General features: G+C 72.0%; 22 protein-coding genes and 1 pseudogene. 12 read left to right on the forward strand and 11 right to left on the reverse strand.

Annotated elements, in window-relative coordinates:
• Positions 1-41: 41 nt before the first annotated feature.
• Both AB0J39_RS10045 and AB0J39_RS10050 read right to left on the reverse strand, forming a co-directional pair.
• Entirely contained in the window at positions 42-647 is a 606-nt protein-coding gene (locus AB0J39_RS10045; protein ID WP_363463079.1) for a response regulator transcription factor, read from the reverse strand.
• Between the two features lie 87 nt (positions 648-734).
• Positions 735-1,016 (reverse strand): annotated as a pseudogene (locus AB0J39_RS10050) (MarR family transcriptional regulator); the annotation flags it as partial.
• Positions 1,017-1,082: 66 nt separating this feature from the next.
• Here AB0J39_RS10050 and AB0J39_RS10055 point away from each other — a divergent pair.
• The 3 genes from AB0J39_RS10055 (at position 1,083) to AB0J39_RS10065 (ending at position 2,529) form a co-directional block, all read left to right on the forward strand.
• A complete protein-coding gene (locus tag AB0J39_RS10055; RefSeq protein WP_363463050.1) occupies positions 1,083-1,511 on the forward strand; it encodes an HGxxPAAW family protein in 429 nt (142 codons plus the stop codon).
• Positions 1,512-1,537: 26 nt separating this feature from the next.
• Positions 1,538-1,786, forward strand: coding sequence for a hypothetical protein (locus AB0J39_RS10060; protein ID WP_363463051.1), 249 nt, complete (start codon positions 1,538-1,540; stop codon positions 1,784-1,786).
• 263 nt (positions 1,787-2,049) lie between these two features.
• Positions 2,050-2,529, forward strand: a complete 480-nt coding sequence (locus AB0J39_RS10065) for a cupin domain-containing protein (protein ID WP_363463052.1) — start codon at positions 2,050-2,052, stop codon at positions 2,527-2,529.
• Between the two features lie 145 nt (positions 2,530-2,674).
• Here AB0J39_RS10065 and AB0J39_RS10070 read toward each other — a convergent pair whose 3' ends face one another.
• From AB0J39_RS10070 to AB0J39_RS10090, 5 genes are all read right to left on the reverse strand, one after another.
• Entirely contained in the window at positions 2,675-4,132 is a 1,458-nt protein-coding gene (locus AB0J39_RS10070) for an arabinofuranosidase catalytic domain-containing protein (RefSeq protein WP_363463053.1), read from the reverse strand.
• A 652-nt stretch (positions 4,133-4,784) separates the two neighbouring features.
• Positions 4,785-5,354: a hypothetical protein gene (locus tag AB0J39_RS10075; protein ID WP_363463054.1), complete on the reverse strand. Its 570-nt coding sequence runs from the start codon at positions 5,352-5,354 to the stop codon at positions 4,785-4,787.
• A 79-nt stretch (positions 5,355-5,433) separates the two neighbouring features.
• Positions 5,434-5,859, reverse strand: a complete 426-nt coding sequence (locus AB0J39_RS10080; protein ID WP_363463055.1) for a hypothetical protein — start codon at positions 5,857-5,859, stop codon at positions 5,434-5,436.
• 367 nt (positions 5,860-6,226) lie between these two features.
• Positions 6,227-6,481 (reverse strand): Smr/MutS family protein, encoded by a 255-nt coding sequence (locus AB0J39_RS10085; protein ID WP_346227803.1) that lies wholly within the window; start codon positions 6,479-6,481, stop codon positions 6,227-6,229.
• Positions 6,482-6,600: 119 nt separating this feature from the next.
• The gene (locus AB0J39_RS10090) at positions 6,601-7,029 is read right to left on the reverse strand and encodes a CBS domain-containing protein (protein WP_363463056.1); all 429 of its coding nucleotides are present in this window, start codon (positions 7,027-7,029) and stop codon (positions 6,601-6,603) included.
• A gap of 165 nt (positions 7,030-7,194) precedes the next feature.
• Here AB0J39_RS10090 and AB0J39_RS10095 point away from each other — a divergent pair, with 165 nt between their 5' ends.
• Both AB0J39_RS10095 and AB0J39_RS10100 read left to right on the forward strand, forming a co-directional pair.
• On the forward strand, positions 7,195-8,601 hold the full coding sequence (locus AB0J39_RS10095; RefSeq protein ID WP_363463057.1) for an aminopeptidase P family protein: 1,407 nt from the start codon (positions 7,195-7,197) through the stop codon (positions 8,599-8,601).
• 99 nt (positions 8,602-8,700) lie between these two features.
• Positions 8,701-9,348: a 4'-phosphopantetheinyl transferase superfamily protein gene (locus tag AB0J39_RS10100; protein ID WP_363463058.1), complete on the forward strand. Its 648-nt coding sequence runs from the start codon at positions 8,701-8,703 to the stop codon at positions 9,346-9,348.
• Here AB0J39_RS10100 and AB0J39_RS10105 read toward each other — a convergent pair.
• Positions 9,328-10,269, reverse strand: a complete 942-nt coding sequence (locus AB0J39_RS10105; protein ID WP_363463059.1) for a cation diffusion facilitator family transporter — start codon at positions 10,267-10,269, stop codon at positions 9,328-9,330. The two genes, AB0J39_RS10100 and AB0J39_RS10105, sit on opposite strands and share 21 nt — an antisense overlap.
• 38 nt (positions 10,270-10,307) lie before the next feature.
• On the opposite strand from AB0J39_RS10105, the gene AB0J39_RS10110 reads away from it, so the two are divergent.
• From AB0J39_RS10110 to AB0J39_RS10120, 3 genes are all read left to right on the forward strand, one after another.
• Complete coding sequence (locus AB0J39_RS10110) at positions 10,308-10,775, forward strand: MarR family transcriptional regulator (RefSeq protein ID WP_363463060.1); 468 nt, start codon at positions 10,308-10,310, stop codon at positions 10,773-10,775.
• 125 nt (positions 10,776-10,900) lie between these two features.
• Entirely contained in the window at positions 10,901-11,548 is a 648-nt protein-coding gene (locus AB0J39_RS10115; protein WP_363463061.1) for an LppX_LprAFG lipoprotein, read from the forward strand.
• On the forward strand, positions 11,545-13,119 hold the full coding sequence (locus tag AB0J39_RS10120; RefSeq protein WP_363463062.1) for an MFS transporter: 1,575 nt from the start codon (positions 11,545-11,547) through the stop codon (positions 13,117-13,119). The genes AB0J39_RS10115 and AB0J39_RS10120 overlap by 4 nt, the downstream gene beginning before the upstream one ends.
• 42 nt (positions 13,120-13,161) lie before the next feature.
• Here the strand turns inward: AB0J39_RS10120 and AB0J39_RS10125 are convergent, their stop codons facing one another.
• On the reverse strand, positions 13,162-13,629 hold the full coding sequence (locus tag AB0J39_RS10125; RefSeq protein ID WP_363463063.1) for a MarR family winged helix-turn-helix transcriptional regulator: 468 nt from the start codon (positions 13,627-13,629) through the stop codon (positions 13,162-13,164).
• Between the two features lie 62 nt (positions 13,630-13,691).
• Between AB0J39_RS10125 and AB0J39_RS10130 the strand changes: the two genes are divergently transcribed.
• From AB0J39_RS10130 to AB0J39_RS10145, 4 genes are all read left to right on the forward strand, one after another.
• On the forward strand, positions 13,692-14,069 hold the full coding sequence (locus tag AB0J39_RS10130; RefSeq protein WP_363463064.1) for a cupin domain-containing protein: 378 nt from the start codon (positions 13,692-13,694) through the stop codon (positions 14,067-14,069).
• A gap of 52 nt (positions 14,070-14,121) precedes the next feature.
• Entirely contained in the window at positions 14,122-14,538 is a 417-nt protein-coding gene (locus AB0J39_RS10135) for a cupin domain-containing protein (RefSeq protein ID WP_363463065.1), read from the forward strand.
• A gap of 204 nt (positions 14,539-14,742) precedes the next feature.
• Positions 14,743-15,201, forward strand: a complete 459-nt coding sequence (locus AB0J39_RS10140; protein ID WP_363463066.1) for a DUF6220 domain-containing protein — start codon at positions 14,743-14,745, stop codon at positions 15,199-15,201.
• Complete coding sequence (locus tag AB0J39_RS10145) at positions 15,198-17,129, forward strand: multicopper oxidase family protein (RefSeq protein ID WP_363463067.1); 1,932 nt, start codon at positions 15,198-15,200, stop codon at positions 17,127-17,129. The genes AB0J39_RS10140 and AB0J39_RS10145 overlap by 4 nt, the downstream gene beginning before the upstream one ends.
• A 9-nt stretch (positions 17,130-17,138) precedes the next feature.
• Here the strand turns inward: AB0J39_RS10145 and AB0J39_RS10150 are convergent, their stop codons facing one another.
• Together AB0J39_RS10150 and AB0J39_RS10155 are read right to left on the reverse strand one after the other, a co-directional pair.
• Positions 17,139-17,786, reverse strand: a complete 648-nt coding sequence (locus AB0J39_RS10150) for a response regulator transcription factor (protein ID WP_363463068.1) — start codon at positions 17,784-17,786, stop codon at positions 17,139-17,141.
• Positions 17,777-19,024, reverse strand: a complete 1,248-nt coding sequence (locus AB0J39_RS10155; RefSeq protein ID WP_363463069.1) for a sensor domain-containing protein — start codon at positions 19,022-19,024, stop codon at positions 17,777-17,779. The genes AB0J39_RS10150 and AB0J39_RS10155 overlap by 10 nt, the downstream gene beginning before the upstream one ends.
• Positions 19,025-19,359: the final 335 nt, after the last annotated feature.

A 19,359-nucleotide genomic window follows, 5' to 3' on the forward strand; every position in this document is an offset into this window, starting at 1 on the left:
GAGCTGGTGGGGCATCAGCGCGGCCTCGGCTGGAGGGCGGGTCAGAGCCAGCCGTTGTGGCGGGCGACCCGGACGGCCTCCATCCGGTTGCGGGTGCCGGTCTTGGTGATGCAAGCCGACAGGTGGTTGCGTACGGTGCTCTCCGAGAGGTGGAGGCGCCGGGAGATGTCGGCGGCGGTGGAGCCGTCGGCGGCGGCGGCCAGCACGTCGCGCTCACGCGGGGTCAGCGGGTTCGGCCCGGCGCTGAGGGCGGCCGTGGCCAGCGCCGGGTCCACCACGACCTCGCCGGCCAGCACCCGCCTGATCGCCTGGGCCAGCTCGCCGACGGGCCGGTCCTTGACGACGAAGCCGCGGGCGCCCGCGTCCAGGGCCCGGCGCAGGTAGCCGGGCCGGCCGAACGTCGTGACGATGACCACCACGCATCCGGGGAGGGCGGCCCGCAGGTCCGCGGTCGCGTCGAGCCCGCTGCCGCCCGGCATCTCGATGTCGAGCAGGGCCACGTCGGGCTTGGCCCGCAGCGCGGCGGGCACGATCTCGTCCGCCGTCGCGACCTGCGCGACGACCTCGAAGTCGTCCTCCAGGTCGAGCAGCACGGTGAGCGCGTCGCGCATCATCGTCTGGTCCTCGGCGATGAGCACGCGCGTCACGGGCCGTCCCTTCGTTCGTCGTCGTCCACGCCCGCGTGCGGGATCTCGGCGGTGAGGACAGTCGGCGACGACGCGCACGCGGCGGCGGTCGGCGGGGTCGGGTTGCCGGTGCGCGTATCCGGCGCGTTCGAGGCGGTTCAGCACACCGGTCACCGCGCCCGTGGTCAGGCCGGCCTGCTCGGCGAGCGCGCCCGCGCTGATCGGGTCGTCCCCCGCCGCCAGGATGAAGCCCAGGCAGGTGACGTCGGTGACGTTCAGCCCGAGCCGCTGGGCGATGTCGTGCTGCCCGACCAGGCTGAGCGCGATCAGCTGATCCATGCCGGCCAGGGCCTGCTCGGGCGTCGCCTCCGGACGCGGCTTGCCGTCCATCCCCAATCTCCTTAGTATCTAAGATGTTTAGTTCGTGAGATAAGTTTCTCGCCGTCAAGGAGAATCATGAGCGCGATCCACGACGACGTCGATCTCGGGCACACGGTCGCGGGCTGGACCGGCTGCGTCGTCGTGCTGTGCGGCTGCGCGACGGCGGGGGTGGGGATGTGCGCCGCCTCGTCCCTCGGCGTCTGGCTCGGCATCGGCCTGATCGTCCTGGGCGGCCTGGTCACCTGGGCGCTGCACCTCGCGGGCTGGGGCAAGCCCAGCGGCCCGCGGCCTCCGGAGCAGTGGAACTGGCGGACGAGGGACCCGATGACGGGCCACGGCGACTGCCTCGCCTGCCGTCTCGCGGGCGGCGCCGGCCGCCGCGACCGCGTTCCCGCCCTCAACCCGGGCACCCACGTCACCCCGGGCACCTCCGTCGCACCGCCGCCGCCGTCGCCCTCGTCCGCACCGGAGAAGCCGCTCTCCCCCGCGCTCGCCGGCCGATGAGCGGCCCCCTGTCGTAGCGTCATGCGGTGCGCGACGGGGTGGTCGACCGGCAGTGCGACGACCTCCACCGCGCCGCGGAGGCCCACGACCCTCCCGGTTTCCTGGCGACCCTACAGGAGCTGCGGGAGGGAACCGCGGACTGGAGCGCTGCCGCGACCACCCTGCTCCAGCGGCCGGCGGCCATCTCGATGATGCGGCCGTCGATCACCCTCGACCGTGTGCGGTCCGAGGAGGGGACCCGCATGTGGTCGTCCCGGCTGGTCCCCGTCCCATGACCCTCCCCCGCGGGCAGGCCGTCTAGCGCGGCGCCGCGGGGGTAGTGAGCGCCGCCATGCGTGTGCTCACCCGCCTGATGCTGCCGCTCGTCCTGGCACCTGCCCTGACCTCCGGCTGCGGAGCCTTCGACGTACGAGGAACTCCTCGCACCGGGCGACGACGGCGATTAGCCTTCACCGCGTCGGCGACACACCGCTCGTCCGGTCGCCGTCGAACGACGCGGTCCGCCCGACGAGCGACTCGAACGGGGAGAGGAAGACCTTTGACCTATCCGCCGCCGTCCTACCACGGGGACACCGGCGAGCTGACGGCGTCGTACCGGCGCCCGGACGCGACGCCCGAGCTGGACTACCCGAGCGGCACCACGGTGCACTACCTGGCGACAGGCGCGACGACCAACGGGCAGTTCGGGCTCTACCGCTGGGACATGGGACCGGAGCCGAGCGGACCGGCGGAGCACTTCCACCGGTCGATCTCCGAATCGTTCTACATCCTCTCCGGCACGGTCCGGATCTACGACGGGCGGCGCTGGATCGACACCGGTCCCGGCGACTTCGTGCACGTCCCGGAGGGCGGCGTACACGCGTTCCGCAACGAGTCGGGAGAGCCGGCGTCGATGCTGCTGCACTTCGCGCCCGGCGCGCCGCGCGAGGGGTACTTCGAGGGACTGCTCACGCTCGCGACCATGAGCGAAGAGGAGAAGGCGGAGTTCTACCTCCGCCACGACACCTTCTGGCTCTGAGGAGCCTCCCCGCGCGATGAGCCGGGCCGGGCTGGGTCCTGGTTGCGCCTTGCGACTATGTCGCGCCTTACGGGCGGAGGCCCGTCCCGGGGAGCCGCAGCCCCGCCCAAGGTGTCCGGACCTCCGCCCGAGGCGTCTCACAGAATCAGCTCCGCAGGCTCCACTGCTGGTTGGCCTGTCCGTTGCAGGACCACAGGATGAGTTTCGTGCCGTTGGCGGTACCGGCCGCGTTGGCGTCGAGGCACAGCCCGGACTGCACGCCGGTGATGGTGCCGTTGGTGTTGACGTTCCACTGCTGGTTGGCCTGGCCGTTGCAGTCCCAGATGATCACCTGGGTGCCGTTGGCGTTGCCCTGCCCGTAGGCGTCCAGGCACTTGTTGCCGTACACCTGCAACTGCTTGCCGGAGGTGTAGGTCCAGCGCTGCATGGTGCCGCCCCAGCAGTCCCAGAGCTGCACCTGCGTGCCGTTGGCGCTGCTGGAGTTCGGCACGTCGACGCACCGGCCGGACTGGCCGCCCACGATCTGGACGCTCTGCTGCGGATCGCCGCCGCCCGCCGGCGCGTAGCCGGCGGCGGCGATGTTGGCCTGTACGGCGTTCTCGGTGGCCTCCGACGGGTAGCCCGAGGTCAATACGCCCTCGAAGAAAGTGCCGCGGCCGGAGACGCTGTTGTCGCCGCCGATGCCGAGCAGGATGGCGCCTTCCTTCTTCATCGGGTGGTAGCCGTTGGGGCGCCGTCCGTCGAAATAGGTCGTCAGACCGCCCGACTGCGCGTTGCCTCCCCGGATCGCCCAGTGGTTCGGCTCGCCCTTGACCATGGCGGTGACGAAACGGTGGTTGATCGAGGGAAGGTTGTTGTAGCCCGCGTTCACCCCGGAGAACAGTCCCCACTCCAGGTCGGCCATGATCCAGGGGCCGGCTCCGGCCCCGTAGCCCCACTGCTTGTTCGCGCCGAAGTAGACGGTCTCCATGATGGCGGGGGCGTCGGCCTGGCCATCCGTCTGCGCGTTGCCGTAGTCGAAGCAGCACCACTGGTTGTAGTGCGTGCCGTCGACGACGGCGTAGATGCCCTCGGGCTGGTCGCCGGTCGCGACGCCGTTGGTGTTGTTGTTGCGGTAGCCGGTGCCGGGCTCCACGCGGACACCGTACGCCTTCTGACCGCCGACAGTGATCGGGGCCGCCTTCGCGTCGGCGAGATTGTCCCATCCGCCCGGAGCGGGGCCCTTCCAATACCCGGGAGGCGCCTGGGTGAGGCGGTTGTTGCGGCCGGACTGGTCGTAGATGATGGTGATGACGCAGTTCGTGCCGGCGCAGAACGAGTCCTGGGCGGCGGCGTTGACGACTCCGCCCGCGCTCAGCACGCCGATGTCGCGGGTGGTGTTGTCCGAGGCGCGCCGGACCTGGTACAGCGGGCCGTTGTAGGCGCCGTACAGAGCACGGGTCGTGCTGTGCGCCGCCACACACGGCGTCCCACCTGCGGCGTAGATGTCACACGGCTGCGACGCCGCGGCCTGGGCCGTACCACCGCCGACCAGGCAGACGGCGGCGATCAACGCGCTCGCCCCCGCCGCGAGCGCCCTTCTCCGGCTTGCGAAAAGCATCATGCCTTCTTCCCTCGATCAGGAGTCACGATCGGACGGCACCGATACGGCAGGCCTCGCCAAGCTATGTTAGCGCTAACATTGCTGCACGTCCGAATCGATTCGACGGTTGACGGTGATCCGGAGTCAATTCAATGAAGGTCCCGGCGTCAAGTACGTGGATCGAACCTCTCGGACGCCCGGATGCCCTCGGCCCACCGTCTGCGCCTCACCGTGACGCGTTCGCATCGGTTCGACGAGGTGGCGTGAAACTTTCATCCCCCGCGCCCGCCGGCCGGCGTTTTACGGCCTCGGACGGAACTGGCGGCGTCGGCATTCCGGGCTTCCTCAGACCGCGCGAGCTTCAATGAAGTAGCTGAGCCCTGGGGCTTGCGGCCCGTAACCCAGGGTTGCACTTACCTGGGGCCATGTTTCGGTACCGACTGGGTAGCAGCCGGCTTCCATCCACTCGTCGTCGCCCCGGTCGAAGAGATCTCGAATCTGCTCAATCTGCTCGCGTGTGATGGGCTGATCAAACCGACCGTGAGCTGGGCTTACAGGTTCCAGCAGTTGTCAGCAGATTCGGAGATCTTCCACGCTCTGGCGGAACAGAGATGGAACAGGCTCCGACGCGTATCCACCCGCCTTGCTGTTGGAACGCGACCGCAGCGCGCCTCTACAGCCCGGCGGGGTGCGCAGACAGCCAGTCCGCGTGGCGGTCCTTCAGGACGTCACGCTCATAGGCGGTGGGGGCGATGACGTCGGCTCCACCGTCGTAGGGGTGGTAGAGCCATCGGAGATCCAACGGAGCGATGATCGCGTAACTGATCTCGTCATCGGCCACGCCCCGCAGCAGCGGATCCAGAATCCGCCGGTCATGCGAGGTCGTGCTGACATAGAGCCGCAGCGGGATCACGAAGAACGAACAGTCGTCAGGCTCGATCGTCAGCCACGGGACAGCGCCCGGATGACGTGGATCGGGTGAGATGCCTCCCTGCGCGTCTTCGAAGTATCCGGCGATCACATAGAGGCCCTCCTCGGAGCCGAGTTCTGTGAGCACCCGGTGATGGCGATCCAGGATGATCTCGTACTCGTCTTCGGTCTCGGCGTACCGCTTGGACTCGGGAAGACTGTGGAAGCGGACCCAGCGGTCGGCGTGCCGGTCGCGCAGTTCATAGGCGATCGGGCTTCCACCCCACCGCGTTCGCCATGCAGCGGTGAGCGACTCCACCTCGTCGTCCGTCACGGTCATCCTCATCTGGAGAGCGGCGGCGGCCGGCCGTAATCTCAGCCGCAGACGAACGATAGATCATTCAGCCGGAGTGTCACCCCGCCTCCTGAACAGGATCTGTCGGACGGGTCCTGAGCCCTGACACAGGACCTTGGGGCCGAGTGTGTTCGGCGCGGAATTCGTCGAGGAGGGCGAAGAACATCTCCATCGGCGGCGTATTGGACTTCTCCGCCGCTCGCTCGATTTCCACCGCCCAGCCCAAGGCGCTGCCATACGGCATGTCCAGCCGTTTCCAGAGCCACTCCGCGAACGGGCCACCGTTGAAGAAGTCGAAGGGCTCATCGATGCCATGGATTTCCGCAGCGAGCCTGTAGCCGACCAGCATGGAATCCAGATGCTGGAGGGAACTGCGGCGGACCCACATGCCCGGCCGGAGCCGTACCTCCTCCAGGAACTCGTAGACATCGTGCAGCTCACTCGGCTTCCGGACTGGTCGTCTCGTCTTCTCAACGTCCGTCATGCCTGCACCTTGCCTGGTGAGCAACGAGGCTGTCGAACTCGGTTGCTGCCGACACCTTCTGCCGGCACTCAAGTCGCCTGTCCAAGCGCGTCAGCTCGGTTCTGATCCGGGCTGAGCCGGTGGCAGGGCGGCTGCGGCCTCATGGTCCCCGAGAGCTGCGAGACACCGCGGCGTCGGCGTGACTCGGTGTCGGTCGACATTCGCACGGTCGCTGAACACCTCGGTCCACCCACCTGATGCCGAACGCAGCGGGTCGGACGCGCAAGACGGTGGACGCGTTCTTCTCAGAAGCGAACCGGGTCGAGTGCTTTGATTGTGCCCGCGGGAAGATCGAGATGAAGTTTGTCCTGGTAGGCGCGCGGCGCCCTTACTTCCACTGGAAGTAGACGAACAGGCGGCCGTGGTTCTTGGCGTCCTTGTCGATCCGGTGGTAGAGCGCCTTGATCTCCTTCTGCTCGAGGAAGCGCAGCACCTTCTTCTTGAGCTGGCCGGACCCCTTGCCCGGAATGATCTCCACCTGGGTCGCCTTCTTGCGTACGGCCTCCTGGATGATGCCGTGCAGCGCCTTGTCGATCTCGCTGCCCTTGTTGTAGATGTCGTGGAGGTCCAGCTTCAGCTTCACGCCAGCGAGTCTAAATCGCCGCTCGCCGTGAAGCGCGGGGCGCAGAGTACCGGGGCGCTGGGCGCAGAGGGCCGGGGCGCGGGGCGAGGCGCCGACCGCGCCCCACGCCGGCGCCCTCCTCAGCCGTTGATGTAGCCGACCAGAGCCTCCTTCTCGCTCTCCAGCTCCTGGATGGAGGTCTTGACGACGTCGCCGATGCTGACGATGCCGGCCAGTTTGCCGTCGCGGACCACCGGCACGTGCCTGATCCTGTGATTGGTCATGGTGCGGCGCAGGTCCTCGACGTTGGCGTCGGGGCCGCAGGTGCGCACCTCCGCGGTCATGATCGATGAGACGGGCATGGTGAGCAGCGCCGCGCCGTGCTCGTTGAGCCGCCGCACGACGTCGCGTTCCGACACGATGCCCGCGATGGACAGGCCGTCCTCCGAGACCACGACCGCGCCGATGTTCAGCTCGGCCAGCCGGGCGAGGAGCTCGGACACCGTGGCGTGCGGAGGAACGGTCGCCACGCCTGTTCCCTTACTCTGCAAGATCGTCCCGATGAGCATCGGCACCGCCTCTCAGGGGCATCCGGGGGACATGTCCCCACTTCCGCTCCCGCCGGCCGGCCGGAGCGGCCAATCCTGTTTCCCCAGGCAACAGCGGCCGTCCTACCTCGTCAAGAGTCCCCACCCCTACGATGGCGAAATATCACCGCACCCTGGGGGCACTGGATGGCCGAGAAGCTCAACACCGGGAGCCACGACCTCCCGATCTCAGACGCGCTCGCGGAGTTCATGCGCGGCGGCTGGGCCGACGGCCACGAGGACGTGGCCCCGCTGCCGGTCGCCGCGTACGCGGCCAAGCGGCGGGCGCGGCTCGCCGAACGGCTGCCCGGCGAGCGGCTCGTCATCCCCTCGGGCACGCTGCGGGCCCGCAGCAACGACGACGACCACCGGTTCCGTACGCACAGCGCGTTCGCGTACCTGACCGGCGGCCAGCAGCCCGACGACGTCCTGGTGATCGAGCCGTCGGGCGCCGCGCGGCTGTTCCTCCATCCCCGCCCGTCCCGCGCCGGATCGCAGGAGTTCTACCGCGACCGGCGGTACGGCGAGTTCTGGGTGGGCCGCCGCTTCGACCTCGCCGAGGCCGAGTCGGCGTACCAGATCGAGTGCGCGCACATCGACACGCTGCCGGCGGCGCTGAGCGGACCGGCCCGCGTGCTGCGCGGGGTGGACGCCTCGGTCGACGCGCTCGTGTCCGCCGCGGGAGACGACCGCGACGCCGACCGCGACGCCGAACTGGCCACGGTCCTGTCGGAGCTGCGGCTGGTCAAGGACGAGTGGGAGATCGCGGAGCTGCAGCAGGCGGTGGACGCGACCGCGCGCGGGTTCGAGGACGTCGTGCGCGCGCTGCCCGCGGCCCTCGCGCACCCGCGCGGCGAGCGGTACGTCGAGGGCGTCTTCGGCCTGCGCTCCCGGCTGGAGGGCAACGCCGTGGGCTACCAGTCCATCGTGGCCTCCGGGGCGCACGCGTGCGTGCTGCACTGGATCCGCAACGACGGGCGGCTCGACCCCGCCGAGATGCTGCTGCTGGACGCCGGGGTCGAGGGCGACAACCTCTACACGGCCGACGTCACCCGCACGCTGCCGCTGTCGGGCCGGTTCAGCCCCGTCCAGCGGCAGGTGTACGAGCTGGTCTACGAGGCGCAGACGGCCGCCATCGCGGTGCTGCGGCCGGGGGCGCGCTTCCGCGAGTTCCACGAGACCGCGATGCGGGTGATCTCCGACGGGCTGCGCGAGTGGGGCCTGCTGACGCGGGCTCAGGCGGACGCGGGCCTGCACCGGCGCTACACGCTGTGCAGCAGCGGCCACATGCTGGGCCTGGACGTGCACGACTGCGCCCGGGCGCGGGCGGACGCCTACCTGGACGGCGTGCTGGAGGAGGGCCAGGTGCTGACGGTGGAGCCGGGGCTCTACCTCCAGCCCGACGACCTGACGCTGCCGCCGGAGCTGCGCGGGATCGGCGTCCGCATCGAGGACGACCTCGTCATCACCGCCGACGGCGCGCGGCTGATGTCGGCCGCGCTGCCCCGCCGGCCGGACGAGGTCGAGTCGTGGATGGCCGCCCTGGCCGGCTGAGCACGCCCCCGGTCCGGGCCGCGCGGCCCGGACCGGATCCGCCGCAGGCGGAGCGCCCCAGTTCACTTGATCGTCACATCGCTTCCCTACAGTTGCCTTGTGCGCCCTCCACTGGCCGTGGCCGGCCACACCGACGACGTGCTGGACATGGTCGCCGGCACCTTGAGCGAGGCCGAGCGCGAGCGCGCCGCTCGGTTCACGCGCAAGCGGGACCGCCTCGACTTCGTCGCCGCCCACCTGCTCGTACGGCACTGCGCGGCGGAGCTGCTCGGCACCCGCGCCTGCATGCTGACCGTGGTGCAGCGTTGCGAGGGCTGCGGCCAGGCCCACGGACGGCCCTGGCTGGCCGAGGCCCCCGAGGTGTCGATCAGCCTGGCGCACACCTCGGGCTACGTCTGCGCGGTGGCCGGGCTGGGGCGGGTGGGTGTGGACGCCGAGCACGCCACGGACGGACCGGCCGACGAGAGGCTGGCGGCGCTCGCGCTGACGCCCGCGGAGGCCACGCTGGTCGGCGACGACAACCGCGGGCTGATCCGCCAGTGGGTGCGCAAGGAGGCGCTGGTCAAGCGGGGCGAGCTCAGTCTCGACCGGCTGCGCGAGGCCGACCTGTCGGCCCTGCCGCTCGACGACGGGCCGTCGATCGCGCTGGAGTGGCGGGGCCGCCACTTCCTCGAGTGGACGGCCGGCACGGTGATCGCCTCAGCGGTCACCGACGAGCCCGCCAAGCTACGCCTCCTTGGCGGCTGACCGGCCCGGGGTGGGGTCGAGGAAGACCTGCCTGATCTCCGGGAACCGCTCGGTGAGCCGGCGCTCCACCTGGTCGGAGGCGAGCTCGAGCCGCTTCCCGGACGTCTCGTCGAGGAAGTCCACCTTGGCGGCGACCATGACCTGGCCGGGGCCCATCATGACGGTGACCAGTTCGACGACGGCCTCGACCTCCGGCTGGGCGGCCAGCTCGCCGCGGATCTTCTCCTGCAGCCCCGGTGGCGCGGCCTGGCCGATCAGCAGCGAGGCGTTGGTCCTGATCAGGGTCAGCGCCACGCCGAGCAGCAGCAGCCCGATGACGATCGACGCGACGCCGTCCCACGCGGCCGAGCCGGTGAGCTGCGACAGCAGCAGGCCGAGGCCGGCGGTCGCGATGCCGATCAGCGCGGCGGAGTCCTCCAGCACGACGGCCTTGAGCACGGTGTCGGAGGTGCGCTTGAACAGCCGCCCGGGGCTCACCCGCCAGCGGCGGGCCTCGCCGCGCAGCTGGTGCAGGGCCCGCCACAGGGAGACCGACTCGATCGCGAAGGACACCGCGAGCACGAGGTACGACACGCGGATGTCGCCCAGGCTCTCCCCCTCGGTGATCGTGTGCCAGCCGTGCGTCAGGGAGAACCCCGCCCCCACGACGAGCGTGAAGCATGCCGCGACGATCGCCCACAAATAGGCGGCCCGCCCGTGGCCGAGCGGATGGCGGGCGTCGGCGGGCCGTTCGCCGTGCCGGATCGCGGCGAACAGCACGACCTCGGTGGCCGTGTCGGCCGCCGAGTGCGCGGCCTCCGACAGCATCGCCGAGGACGAACTGATCAGGCCGGCCACCAGCTTGGCCAGCGCGATGGCGAGGTTGGCCGCACCCGCGACCACGACGGTGCCGACGCTCTCGCCGTTCTCGCTGTCAGGCATGCCGCTCCGTCCGTGCAACTGATCTTATGCTGGTCGTCATGGACGCCCCCCAATGGCTCACCCCGCAGGAGCAACGCGCCTGGCGGGCTCATCTGGCCGCCCACCGCCTGCTCTTCCTCCAGCTCGACCGCGAGTTGCAGGGCACCGGGCTGTCGCTGAACGACTACGAGATCCTCGTGAACCTCTCCGAGAGTCCCGGCCGCCGCATGCGCATGAGCGAGCTGGCCGACGCCACCATCCAGTCGCGCAGCCGGCTGTCGCACCAGATCTCCCGGATGGAGGCCGCCGGTCTGGTGACCCGACAGGACTGCGAGGACGACCGGCGCGGCACGTTCGCCGTGCTGACCGACCACGGCTGGGACACGATCCAGCGGGTGGCGCCGGACCACGTCGCGAGCGTCCGACGGCACTTCGTCGACCTGATGACGCCCGAGCAGGTGTCCGCCCTGGAGCAGATCTACGCCCCGATCATCGACCACCTCCAGGCGGTCCGCGGCGCCCGGTGAGAGGACACCGCAGGCGGCGGGACGGCGCGGGTTGAGCACCGGTCCCGACTTCCCCCGGCGGGCGGCGCCAAACCGAATCCCTCGGCGGGCGCGTGCGCTCCCCGCCCGCTCGCTACGATCCGGCTGTGCGAACAATCCTCGGGCTCGTCGTGGCCGGCCTGCTGCTCGTGACCGCCTGCAGCGCGAAGAGCGAGACGGCCCTGCCGGACGGCCCCGCGCTGCTGAAGCGCTCGGCCGAGGCCATGCGGACGGTCAAGACGGTCGCCTTCACGATCGAGACCAAGGACAAGCCGGCCGTGCCGGTCCGGCACGCCGAGGGCAGCCTCACCAGGGAGGGCGACGCCAAGGGCACCCTGCAGATCGAGATCGTGGGGCTGCAGGAGATCGAGTTCGTGCTCGTCGGCGACAAGGTCTACTTCAAGGGACCCACCGGCGGCTTCCAGACGATGACCCGGCAGCAGCTCATGGCGCTCTACGACCCCTCCGCCGTGCTGACCGGCGTGCCCGGCCTGCTGGCCACCGCTCAGGACGCGCGGACACAGGCGGAGGAGAAGGTCGGCGACGCGGCCGCCTACCGGGTGACGGCCACGCTGACGCAGCAGGCGCTGGCCAAGCTGGTCCCCGGCGTCCAGCAGAACGTCACCGGCACACTCTGGATCGACAAGGCCGCCGGCCGCCTGCTCAAGCTCGACCTGCCGCTCACCGGCGGCTCCGTGGCCGTTACCCTGGGTGACTACGACGCCCCCGTGACCATCGCCCCGCCCGCGTCGTGACCGGCGCCACCGATCCCTCCACCGAGGCCGCCGGCGCGACCGGGACCACCGGGCCCTTCCCGCGGCACCGGCGTCTCGCGCTCGGCGTCGGCGGGGCCGCCGTGCTGCTCGCCGCGCTCGACGCGTACGTCGTCGTCACCGTGCTCGTGGACGTGGCCGCCGACGTCGGCGTGCCGCTGAACCGCCTGGAGCGGGCGACCCCGATCGTGACCGGGTTCCTGCTCGGCTACGTCGCGGCGATGCCGCTGCTCGGCCGGCTGTCCGACCGGTACGGCAGGCGCGCGCTGATCCACGCGTGCCTGGCCGGCTTCGCCGCCGGTTCCCTCGTCACCGCCCTCGCCGGAGGCGTCCCCGCCCTGGTCGCCGGCCGTACGCTCCAGGGCGTCGCGGGCGGCGCGCTGCTGCCGATCACCATGGCCCTCATCGGCGACCTGTGGGACGAGCGCGCCCGGCCGGTGGCGCTCGGCGCGGTCGGCGCGGCGCAGGAGCTCGGCAGCGTGCTCGGCCCGTTGTACGGCGCCGGGCTGGCCGCGCTCGCCGGGTGGCGCGGCATCTTCTGGGTCAACCTCCCGCTCACGCTGCTGGCCGCCGTGGCGGTGCACGTGGCCGTCCCCGCCGGGCGCGAGCCGTACGGCCGACGGTCCGGCGAGGCGGGCACCGGGAAGGTGGACGCAGGGCAGGCGGGCGCCGGGAAGGTGGACGCGGGCGGCGGCGCCCTGCTCGCGCTGGCGCTCGGCCTGCTGGTCGCCGGGCTCTACAACCCCTCCCCCGACACGTCCGTGCTGCCGCCGTGGGGACTGCCGTGCGTGGTCGCGGGGGCGGTCACGCTGGTGCTGTTCGTGCTGTGGGAGATCCGCTCGCCGGTCCGCCTGCTCGACCTGACGGGCGTGCGCCGGCGGCCGCTGCTCGCCACGCTGGCGGTGAGCCTGCTGGCCGGGGCGGCGCTGCTGGTCACGCTGGTCGACGTGCAGCTCGCCGCGCAGACGCTGCTCGGCAGGGACGCCGTGGGCGGCGCCCTGGTGCTCACCCGTTTCCTCGCCGCGCTGGCGGTCGCCGCCTTCCTCGGCGGGATCCTGGTGCGGCGGTTCGGCGAGCGCCCGGTGGCCGTGGCGGGGATGGCGGTGGCCGCCGCCGGCTACTGGATGATCTCCCGATGGCCGCTCGACCTGGCCTCGGCCGGGATGCGGATGGACGTCGACCTCGTGGTGGCCGGCCTCGGCCTCGGGGTGGTGATCGCCCCGGTCTCGTCGGCGGTGCTGCGCCTGGTGCCGGCGGCGCAGCACGGCGTGGCGTCGGCGGCGGTCGTGGTGGCCAGGATGATGGGCATGCTGCTGGGCGTGGCCGCGCTGTCGGCCTGGGGCTTCCACCGGTTCCAGTCGCTCACCTCGCACCTGGACACGCCGCTGCCGTTCGGCGTGGACGCGGCCGAGTACGCCCGCAGGCTCGCGGACTACACGGCGAAGGTCCAGGCGGCGCTGCACGCGGAGTACACGGAGATCTTCCTGATCACCTGCGGCCTGTGCGTGCTCGGCGCCGCCGCGTCCCTCGCCCTGCCCGGCCGCCGCGCCTGATCCGGCGCCTGATCCCACTCCTGATCCCGCATCGGCGGCCGGTCAGGCGCCGAACCAGCCGGGCACGTCGAGGCGGAAGACGTCGGGCGGCGTGACCTTCCGCAGGTCGGTCTCCAGCTCCCTGAGCCGCTCGTCGCCGATGACGGCGGCCCAGCGCGCCCGCAGGTCGTCGAAGATGCGGGCCGAGCGCAGCAGCATGTCCAGACCCGACGGCGTGAGCCGTACGATCTTGCGGCGCGTGTCGCGGGGGTCGCGGGCGCGCTCCACGTAGCCGATGCGCTCCAGCGTCTCGATGGTCTTGCCCGCCGCCTGTTTGCTGACGCCCAGCGTGCGGCCCAGGTCCACCGCGGTGGTGCCCTCGGCGCCGATCGCCTGCATGACGAACCCGTGCATGGGACGGGCGTGCGGGTGCCCCTGACGGGCGAGCTCGGCGTGCAGTTCGTCGATCAGGACGCGGAAGCCCAGGAAGAGCCGCAGGGGCAGCTCGAAGCCGGGCGGGTCGTTTGACACAGATAGACAACCAGGTTCACTATTAACGACAACGACGTTGTCTATCTTAGGAGACGCCGGCGATGCCTGTCATCCGTCATGCCCAATGCCGCAGATCCGAGACCCCCGCCGGGGTCATGACCACCCTCGCCTCCCCCACTCTCGGTGACGCCACCCGAGCCGTCTGGCGCGTCGAGGCGACCCCCGCGACGAGCGGGCCGCTGCACGACTTCGACGCCGAGCAGGTGTGGACGTTCCTCTCCGGCGCCGCCACGGTCGAGCTCGGCGGCGAGACGTTCGCGGTCGCGCCCGGCGACACCGTGGTCATGCCGCCCTCGACCCCGCGCCGCGTCACCGCGGGCGCCGAGGGGGGCTTCACCGCCGTCGTCACGGCCCCCGCGGGGGCCAAGGCCATCCTGCCCGACGGCACCGTGCACGGCGTGCCGCCGTGGATCGCCTGAACCCGGTCCCTCCTCCTCTCTCCCCGCCCTGCCCTCTCGCAAGGAGTCACCCATGCCCCTCGTCCGTTCCGCCGACAGCCGCGTCAGCACCACGCCCAACGGCGTCATGACCACCCTCGCCTCGCCCACCCAGGGAGGCGCCGCCCAGGCCGTGTGGCGCGTGGACATGCCGGCCGGAAACAGCGGCCCCTACCACGCCTGCGACGGCGAGCAGGTGTGGACCCTCCTCACCGGCGCGGCGACCGTGGAACTCGACGGCGAGACCCTCGGCGTCGAGGCCGGGGACACCCTCGTCATGCCCGCCGGCGTGGGCCGTCAGGTGCACGCCGGCGCCGGGTCGGGCTTCAGCGCCATCGTGGTCGCGCCGGCCGGATGCGAGGTCTACAACCCCGGGGGCGTCTCCGCCCCGGACGCGTGCGATCTCGCCCCCCGGGGGAGCGATCGGCTCGTGCCGCCCTGGGTCCGCTGACGAGTCCGCACGCCTCCCCGCGCGAGGCGGGCGCGAGCCGTACGCGCGGGCCTTCCCGGGCGGTGAACTTCCCGGTGGACAGGGGCGGATGTCCCGGGCGCCCGGGACACCGCACGGTCCACCATTGCGGGCGTACCGTTCCGGCTCTCGCCGCCGCCCCGCAGAACCCCCGGGGCTCGTCCCTTCCTACTGAGGAGGCCCCACATGCGCAAGGTGTTCTTCGGGTTCGCCGTTCTGCAGCTCGTCGCCGTGCTCGCCCAGTTCTACCTCTCCACGTTCGGCGCGTTCGAGACGCCGCACCCGGCGCCGGGCGACCCTAACGCCGCCATCGGCTACCACGCCATGAACGGCACGATGATCATGCCGCTGCTGTCGTTGCTGACGACGGTCGTGGCCCTGATCGCCCGTGCGGGCGGCAAGCTGGTGGGCCTGTCGATCCTGCCGTTCGTGCTGGTCGCGGTGCAGCTGTTCGTCATCTTCTCGCTGGCGGAGATCGCGGGGTGGACCGAGAACTCGACCACGACCGGCAGTCTCGTGGTCCTCGGCTTCCACGCCCTCGACGGCGTGGCCATCCTCGCCGTCGCCGTCATCCTGGTCCAGCGGGCCCGCGCCCTGATGAAGGGCACGGCCGCGTCCCCGGCCGCGGAACGCGTCGCGGCGTGACCACCGCACGGCTGATCGCTCTCGATCAGATCCTGTTCGTCCTGGTCGCGGCCGCCTGGGCCGCGACCGCCGGGGTCGCCCTGGCCGGTCTGCGGCAGCCTGCCGCGGACGGGCGGCGGACCCTCCTGATCGCCGCGGCGCTGTGCGCCGCGGCGATCGTCGTGACCGCGCTCCGGGTCGCCGTCACGCTCGGTCTCGCCCGGGCGGGCTGGTGGTTCGTGGCGGAGAAGGTCACCCTGGCCCTGCCCCTGGTAGTCCTTCCCGCGCTCGCCTCGGCCGTCGTCAGCCTGCCCCGGCTGCTGCGCGTGCCGCCCGGCGACGCCCCCGTCCCCTCCCCCCGGCTCGTCGCGTTCCCCCTGCTGATCACCGCGTACGGCGCGGTGACCGGGGTCGCCTGCGGGGTGGTCGTCTCCTACCCGGTCACGGCCGGCGGGGCGGCGGCGGTGCTCGCGCTGTTCGCCGCGGCGGCTGTCGTGTCATGGCGGCTGCTCGGCCCGGTCCGCACGCCGCACCACCGCTGGCAGACCGCGGGGACCGGCGTGCTCGCCCTCGCCGTCGCTTTGGCGGTGGGAGGCGGCCGGCCGGGTGGCGCCCCGCACTCCGGTCACGACGGCGGCGCGGCCGCCCCGGGCCTGTCCGTCGACCTGCTGCGCGGCCCGGCGGCCTCGGCCGCGGGCGGGCCGGCCGGGGCGAGGCCGCGGGTCCGCCGGTTCACGCTCACCGCGCAGCCCGCCACCGTACGGCTCGCCTCCGGCGCCGTGGACGCGTGGTCGTTCGACGGCCAGGTGCCCGGGCCGGTGCTGCGGGTGCGGCAGGGCGACCTGGTGGAGGTCGTCCTGCGCAATCGGATGACGGACGGGCAGGCGGTCACGATCCACTGGCACGGGTACGACGTGCCGTCCGGCGAGGACGGGGTGCCCGGCGTCACCCAGGACGCCGTGGCCCCCGGGCAGACCCACGTCTACCGCTTCCGCGCCGAGGACGCCGGGACGTACTGGTACCACAGCCACCAGGACTCCAGCGTCGCCGTGCCGCGCGGGCTGTTCGGCCTGCTGGTCGTCGACCCCGCGGTCCCGCTCCCGGAGAGCGAGGACCACCTCCTCGCGCTGCACACGTTCGGCACGCGGCCCACGCTGTCGGTGGACGGCGCCGCGCCGGTCGACGGGCTCGCCCGTCTCGCGCTGCCGCCGGGGACCCGGGCGCGGCTGCGCGTGGTGAACACCGACACGCGGCCCGTGGTCCTCGGGCTGGCCGGGGCGCCGTACCGGATCGCGGCGGTGGACGGCGGCGACGTGCCGGGGGCGACCGACCTGGACGGCGCCCGCCTGCACCTCGCCGCGGGCGGCCGCTACGACCTGACCTTCACGGTGCCGTCCGGCCCGGTGCTGCTGACGGCGGGGGACCGCCCCGCCCTGCTCGTCAACGGGCCGGCGACGCCCCCGGCTGCGGCCGGGGCCATCGTGGACATCACCCGGTACGGCGCGGCCACCGCCCCGCCGGCCCGGTTCGACCAGGAGATCACCTGGGTGCTGGACAAGACCCTCGCCTTGGCGGACGGCCTGCCGAGGCTCGCGCAGACGGTGAACGGCAAGGCCTGGCCGAACATCCCGGCCCCCGTCGTACGGCGGGGTCAGACCGTCAGGATCACGGTGGTGAACCGGGGCACGGACACCCACCCCATGCACCCGCACGGCCACCACGTGCGGATCCTGTCCCGCAACGGCGTGCCCGCGACCGGGCTGCCGATGGACACCTTCGACGTGGCTCCCGGCGAGGTCTGGGAGGTCGCCCTGACGGCCGACAACCCCGGCATGTGGATGTCCCACTGCCACGACCTGGCGCACGCCGCTCAGGGGATGGAGTTCCACCTCGCCTACGAGGGGATCACCACGCCGTACGAGATGGGCGGCCGCAACCGCCCGGCCTGACGCGTACGGTCAGGAGCGCAGGTAGGCCAGCACCGCGAGGACGCGGCGGTGCTGGTCGCCGTCCTCGGCGTGCAGGCCGAGCTTGGCGAAGATGCCGCGGATGTGCTTTTCCACCGCGCCCTCGGTCACGACGAGGCGGCGGGCGATCGCGGGGTTCGACCTGCCCTCGGCCATCAGCTCCAGGACTTCGCGTTCGCGCGGCGTCAGCGAGGCCAGCGGGTCGTCGCGCCGCCGCCGCACCATCAGCTGGGCGACGACCTGGGGGTCGAAGACCGTCCCCCCGGCGGCGACGCGCCGCAGGCCGTCCATGAACTCCTCGACGTCGACCACGCGGTCCTTCAGCAGGTAGCCGACCGCACCCCGGGCGTCGGCCAGCAGGTCGTCGGCGTAGGACACCTCGACGTACTGCGAAAGGATCAGCACGGGCGTGCCCGGCACCTTCTCGCGCGCCTCGACGGCGGCGCGCAGGCCTTCGTCGGTGAACGTCGGCGGCATCCGCACGTCGACCACCGACACGTCGGGCCGGTGGGCGGCCACCGCCTCGACCAGGCCCTCCCCCGTGCCCGCGGTCTCGACGACCTCGCAGCCGAACTCCTCCAGCAGGCGGACGAGCCCCTCCCTGATGAGGACGGCGTCGTCGGCCACCACTACGCGCACGGAACCTCCGCCGTGATCAGTGTCGGCCCGCCCGCCGGCGACCGCACCGACAGCTCTCCGTCGACGGCCCGCAGCCGGTCGGCCAGGCCGGACAGACCGTGTCCCTTGGCGACGTGGGCGCCGCCGACCCCATCATCCCCGATCGTGAGGATGAGCGTGTCGCCGATCCTGGTCAGCCCGACCGAGCAGGACGTCGCCCTGCTGTGCTTGGCCACGTTGGTGAGCGTCTCGGCGGTCACGAAGTAGATCGTGTTCTCGACGAGCGCGGGATACCGCTCGGCCGTCTGGACGTCCAGCTCCACGGGGACGGTGCAGCGACCGGCCAGGGCGGCGAGCGCCGGGGCGAGACCGCGGTCGGCGAGGATCGGCGGGGCGATGCCGCGCGACAGCGCCCGCAGCTCGTCGAGGGTCTCCCGGGTGGCGCTGATGGCCTTGCCGATCGTGTCGTGCGCGGCGGTGGCGTCCTTCTGTAGTTCCCGCTGGGCCCGCGACAGCTCCATCGCCAGGTGGACCAGGCGCTGCTGGGGACCGTCGTGGATGTCGCGCTCCAGGCGGCGCAGCGCGTTCGCCTCCGCGTGGGCGGCGGCCTGGCGGCCCTCGGTGAGGTCGTCGATGCGCTCCTGCAGGGCGGCGACACCGGTCAGCAGCGCCCGGCCCAGCGACGCCTTGATCAGCGCGCAGGAGCGGACGACCGGGTAAAGCGTGAGCGCGAAGACCGCCCCCATGGCGACGTAGAAGACGCTGTTGACGACGTAGCCGCGCCCGAGGCCGAGCAGTTCGGGGAGCTCGTGGTTGTCCGGAATGCTCGACAAGATCCACCCGAACAGCGGGTAGGTCAGCCCGAAGACCGTCACGGCCCACCAGGTGACGGTCACGCAGAACGCGACGACCGCGACGGGGAAGGCCAGCAGCGCGTGCAGCGCGTCGAGCCAGGGCTGCCCCCCGGCGAGCGGGGTCACGGTCCTGCGGAACACCCCGGCTCCGGGCGGGGACGTGGGGTACCGCGGCCGGGGCAGCTCCTGGCCCAGCACCGCGCGCATGCGGAGCCGTTCGACGTCGCCCATCCCCCGGGCTATGAGGAGGGTGAGGGCGAGGACGGGCACGCCGAGCCAGACCACCAGGAGCCCGGCGCCGGCCGACAGGCCGGCCACCGTGAGGCAGAAAGTGATCGTCGCGAGGGGGAAGCCGACGAGGATGTATATCGTGTCGCCGCCGAGGCGGGAGAGGAGTCTGCGCATGTCTCCAACGCTATTGAGCCGCCCACCGAAGATCGATCCGGCGGACGGCAGTCCCGGGGGTAGGGCATTCCCTACCAAGAGGCCCCGGCGGCCTCGATCAGTCGAAGTCTGGCAGACGGTTCGGACCCGCGAGCAGTCGCGGTGGCGTATCCAAATCGGACGACTCGGGGCCCATGAGCTGCTCGCTCAGGCAGGCCGGAAGCCGCTCGTGGCGCTCCTCCCCGTCGACGTCCCCGTCACGCCGGGCGTCGTCGCGGAGCCTCTCCACCGCTCGCGGCAAGCGGACGCGGGCCGCCTGCGGCGAGGGAGCGGGGCCCGTGGGCGCCCGCTCCCCG

Source organism: Microbispora sp. NPDC049633 (assembly GCF_040675265.1).
Taxonomy (GTDB): domain Bacteria; phylum Actinomycetota; class Actinomycetes; order Streptosporangiales; family Streptosporangiaceae; genus Microbispora; species Microbispora maris.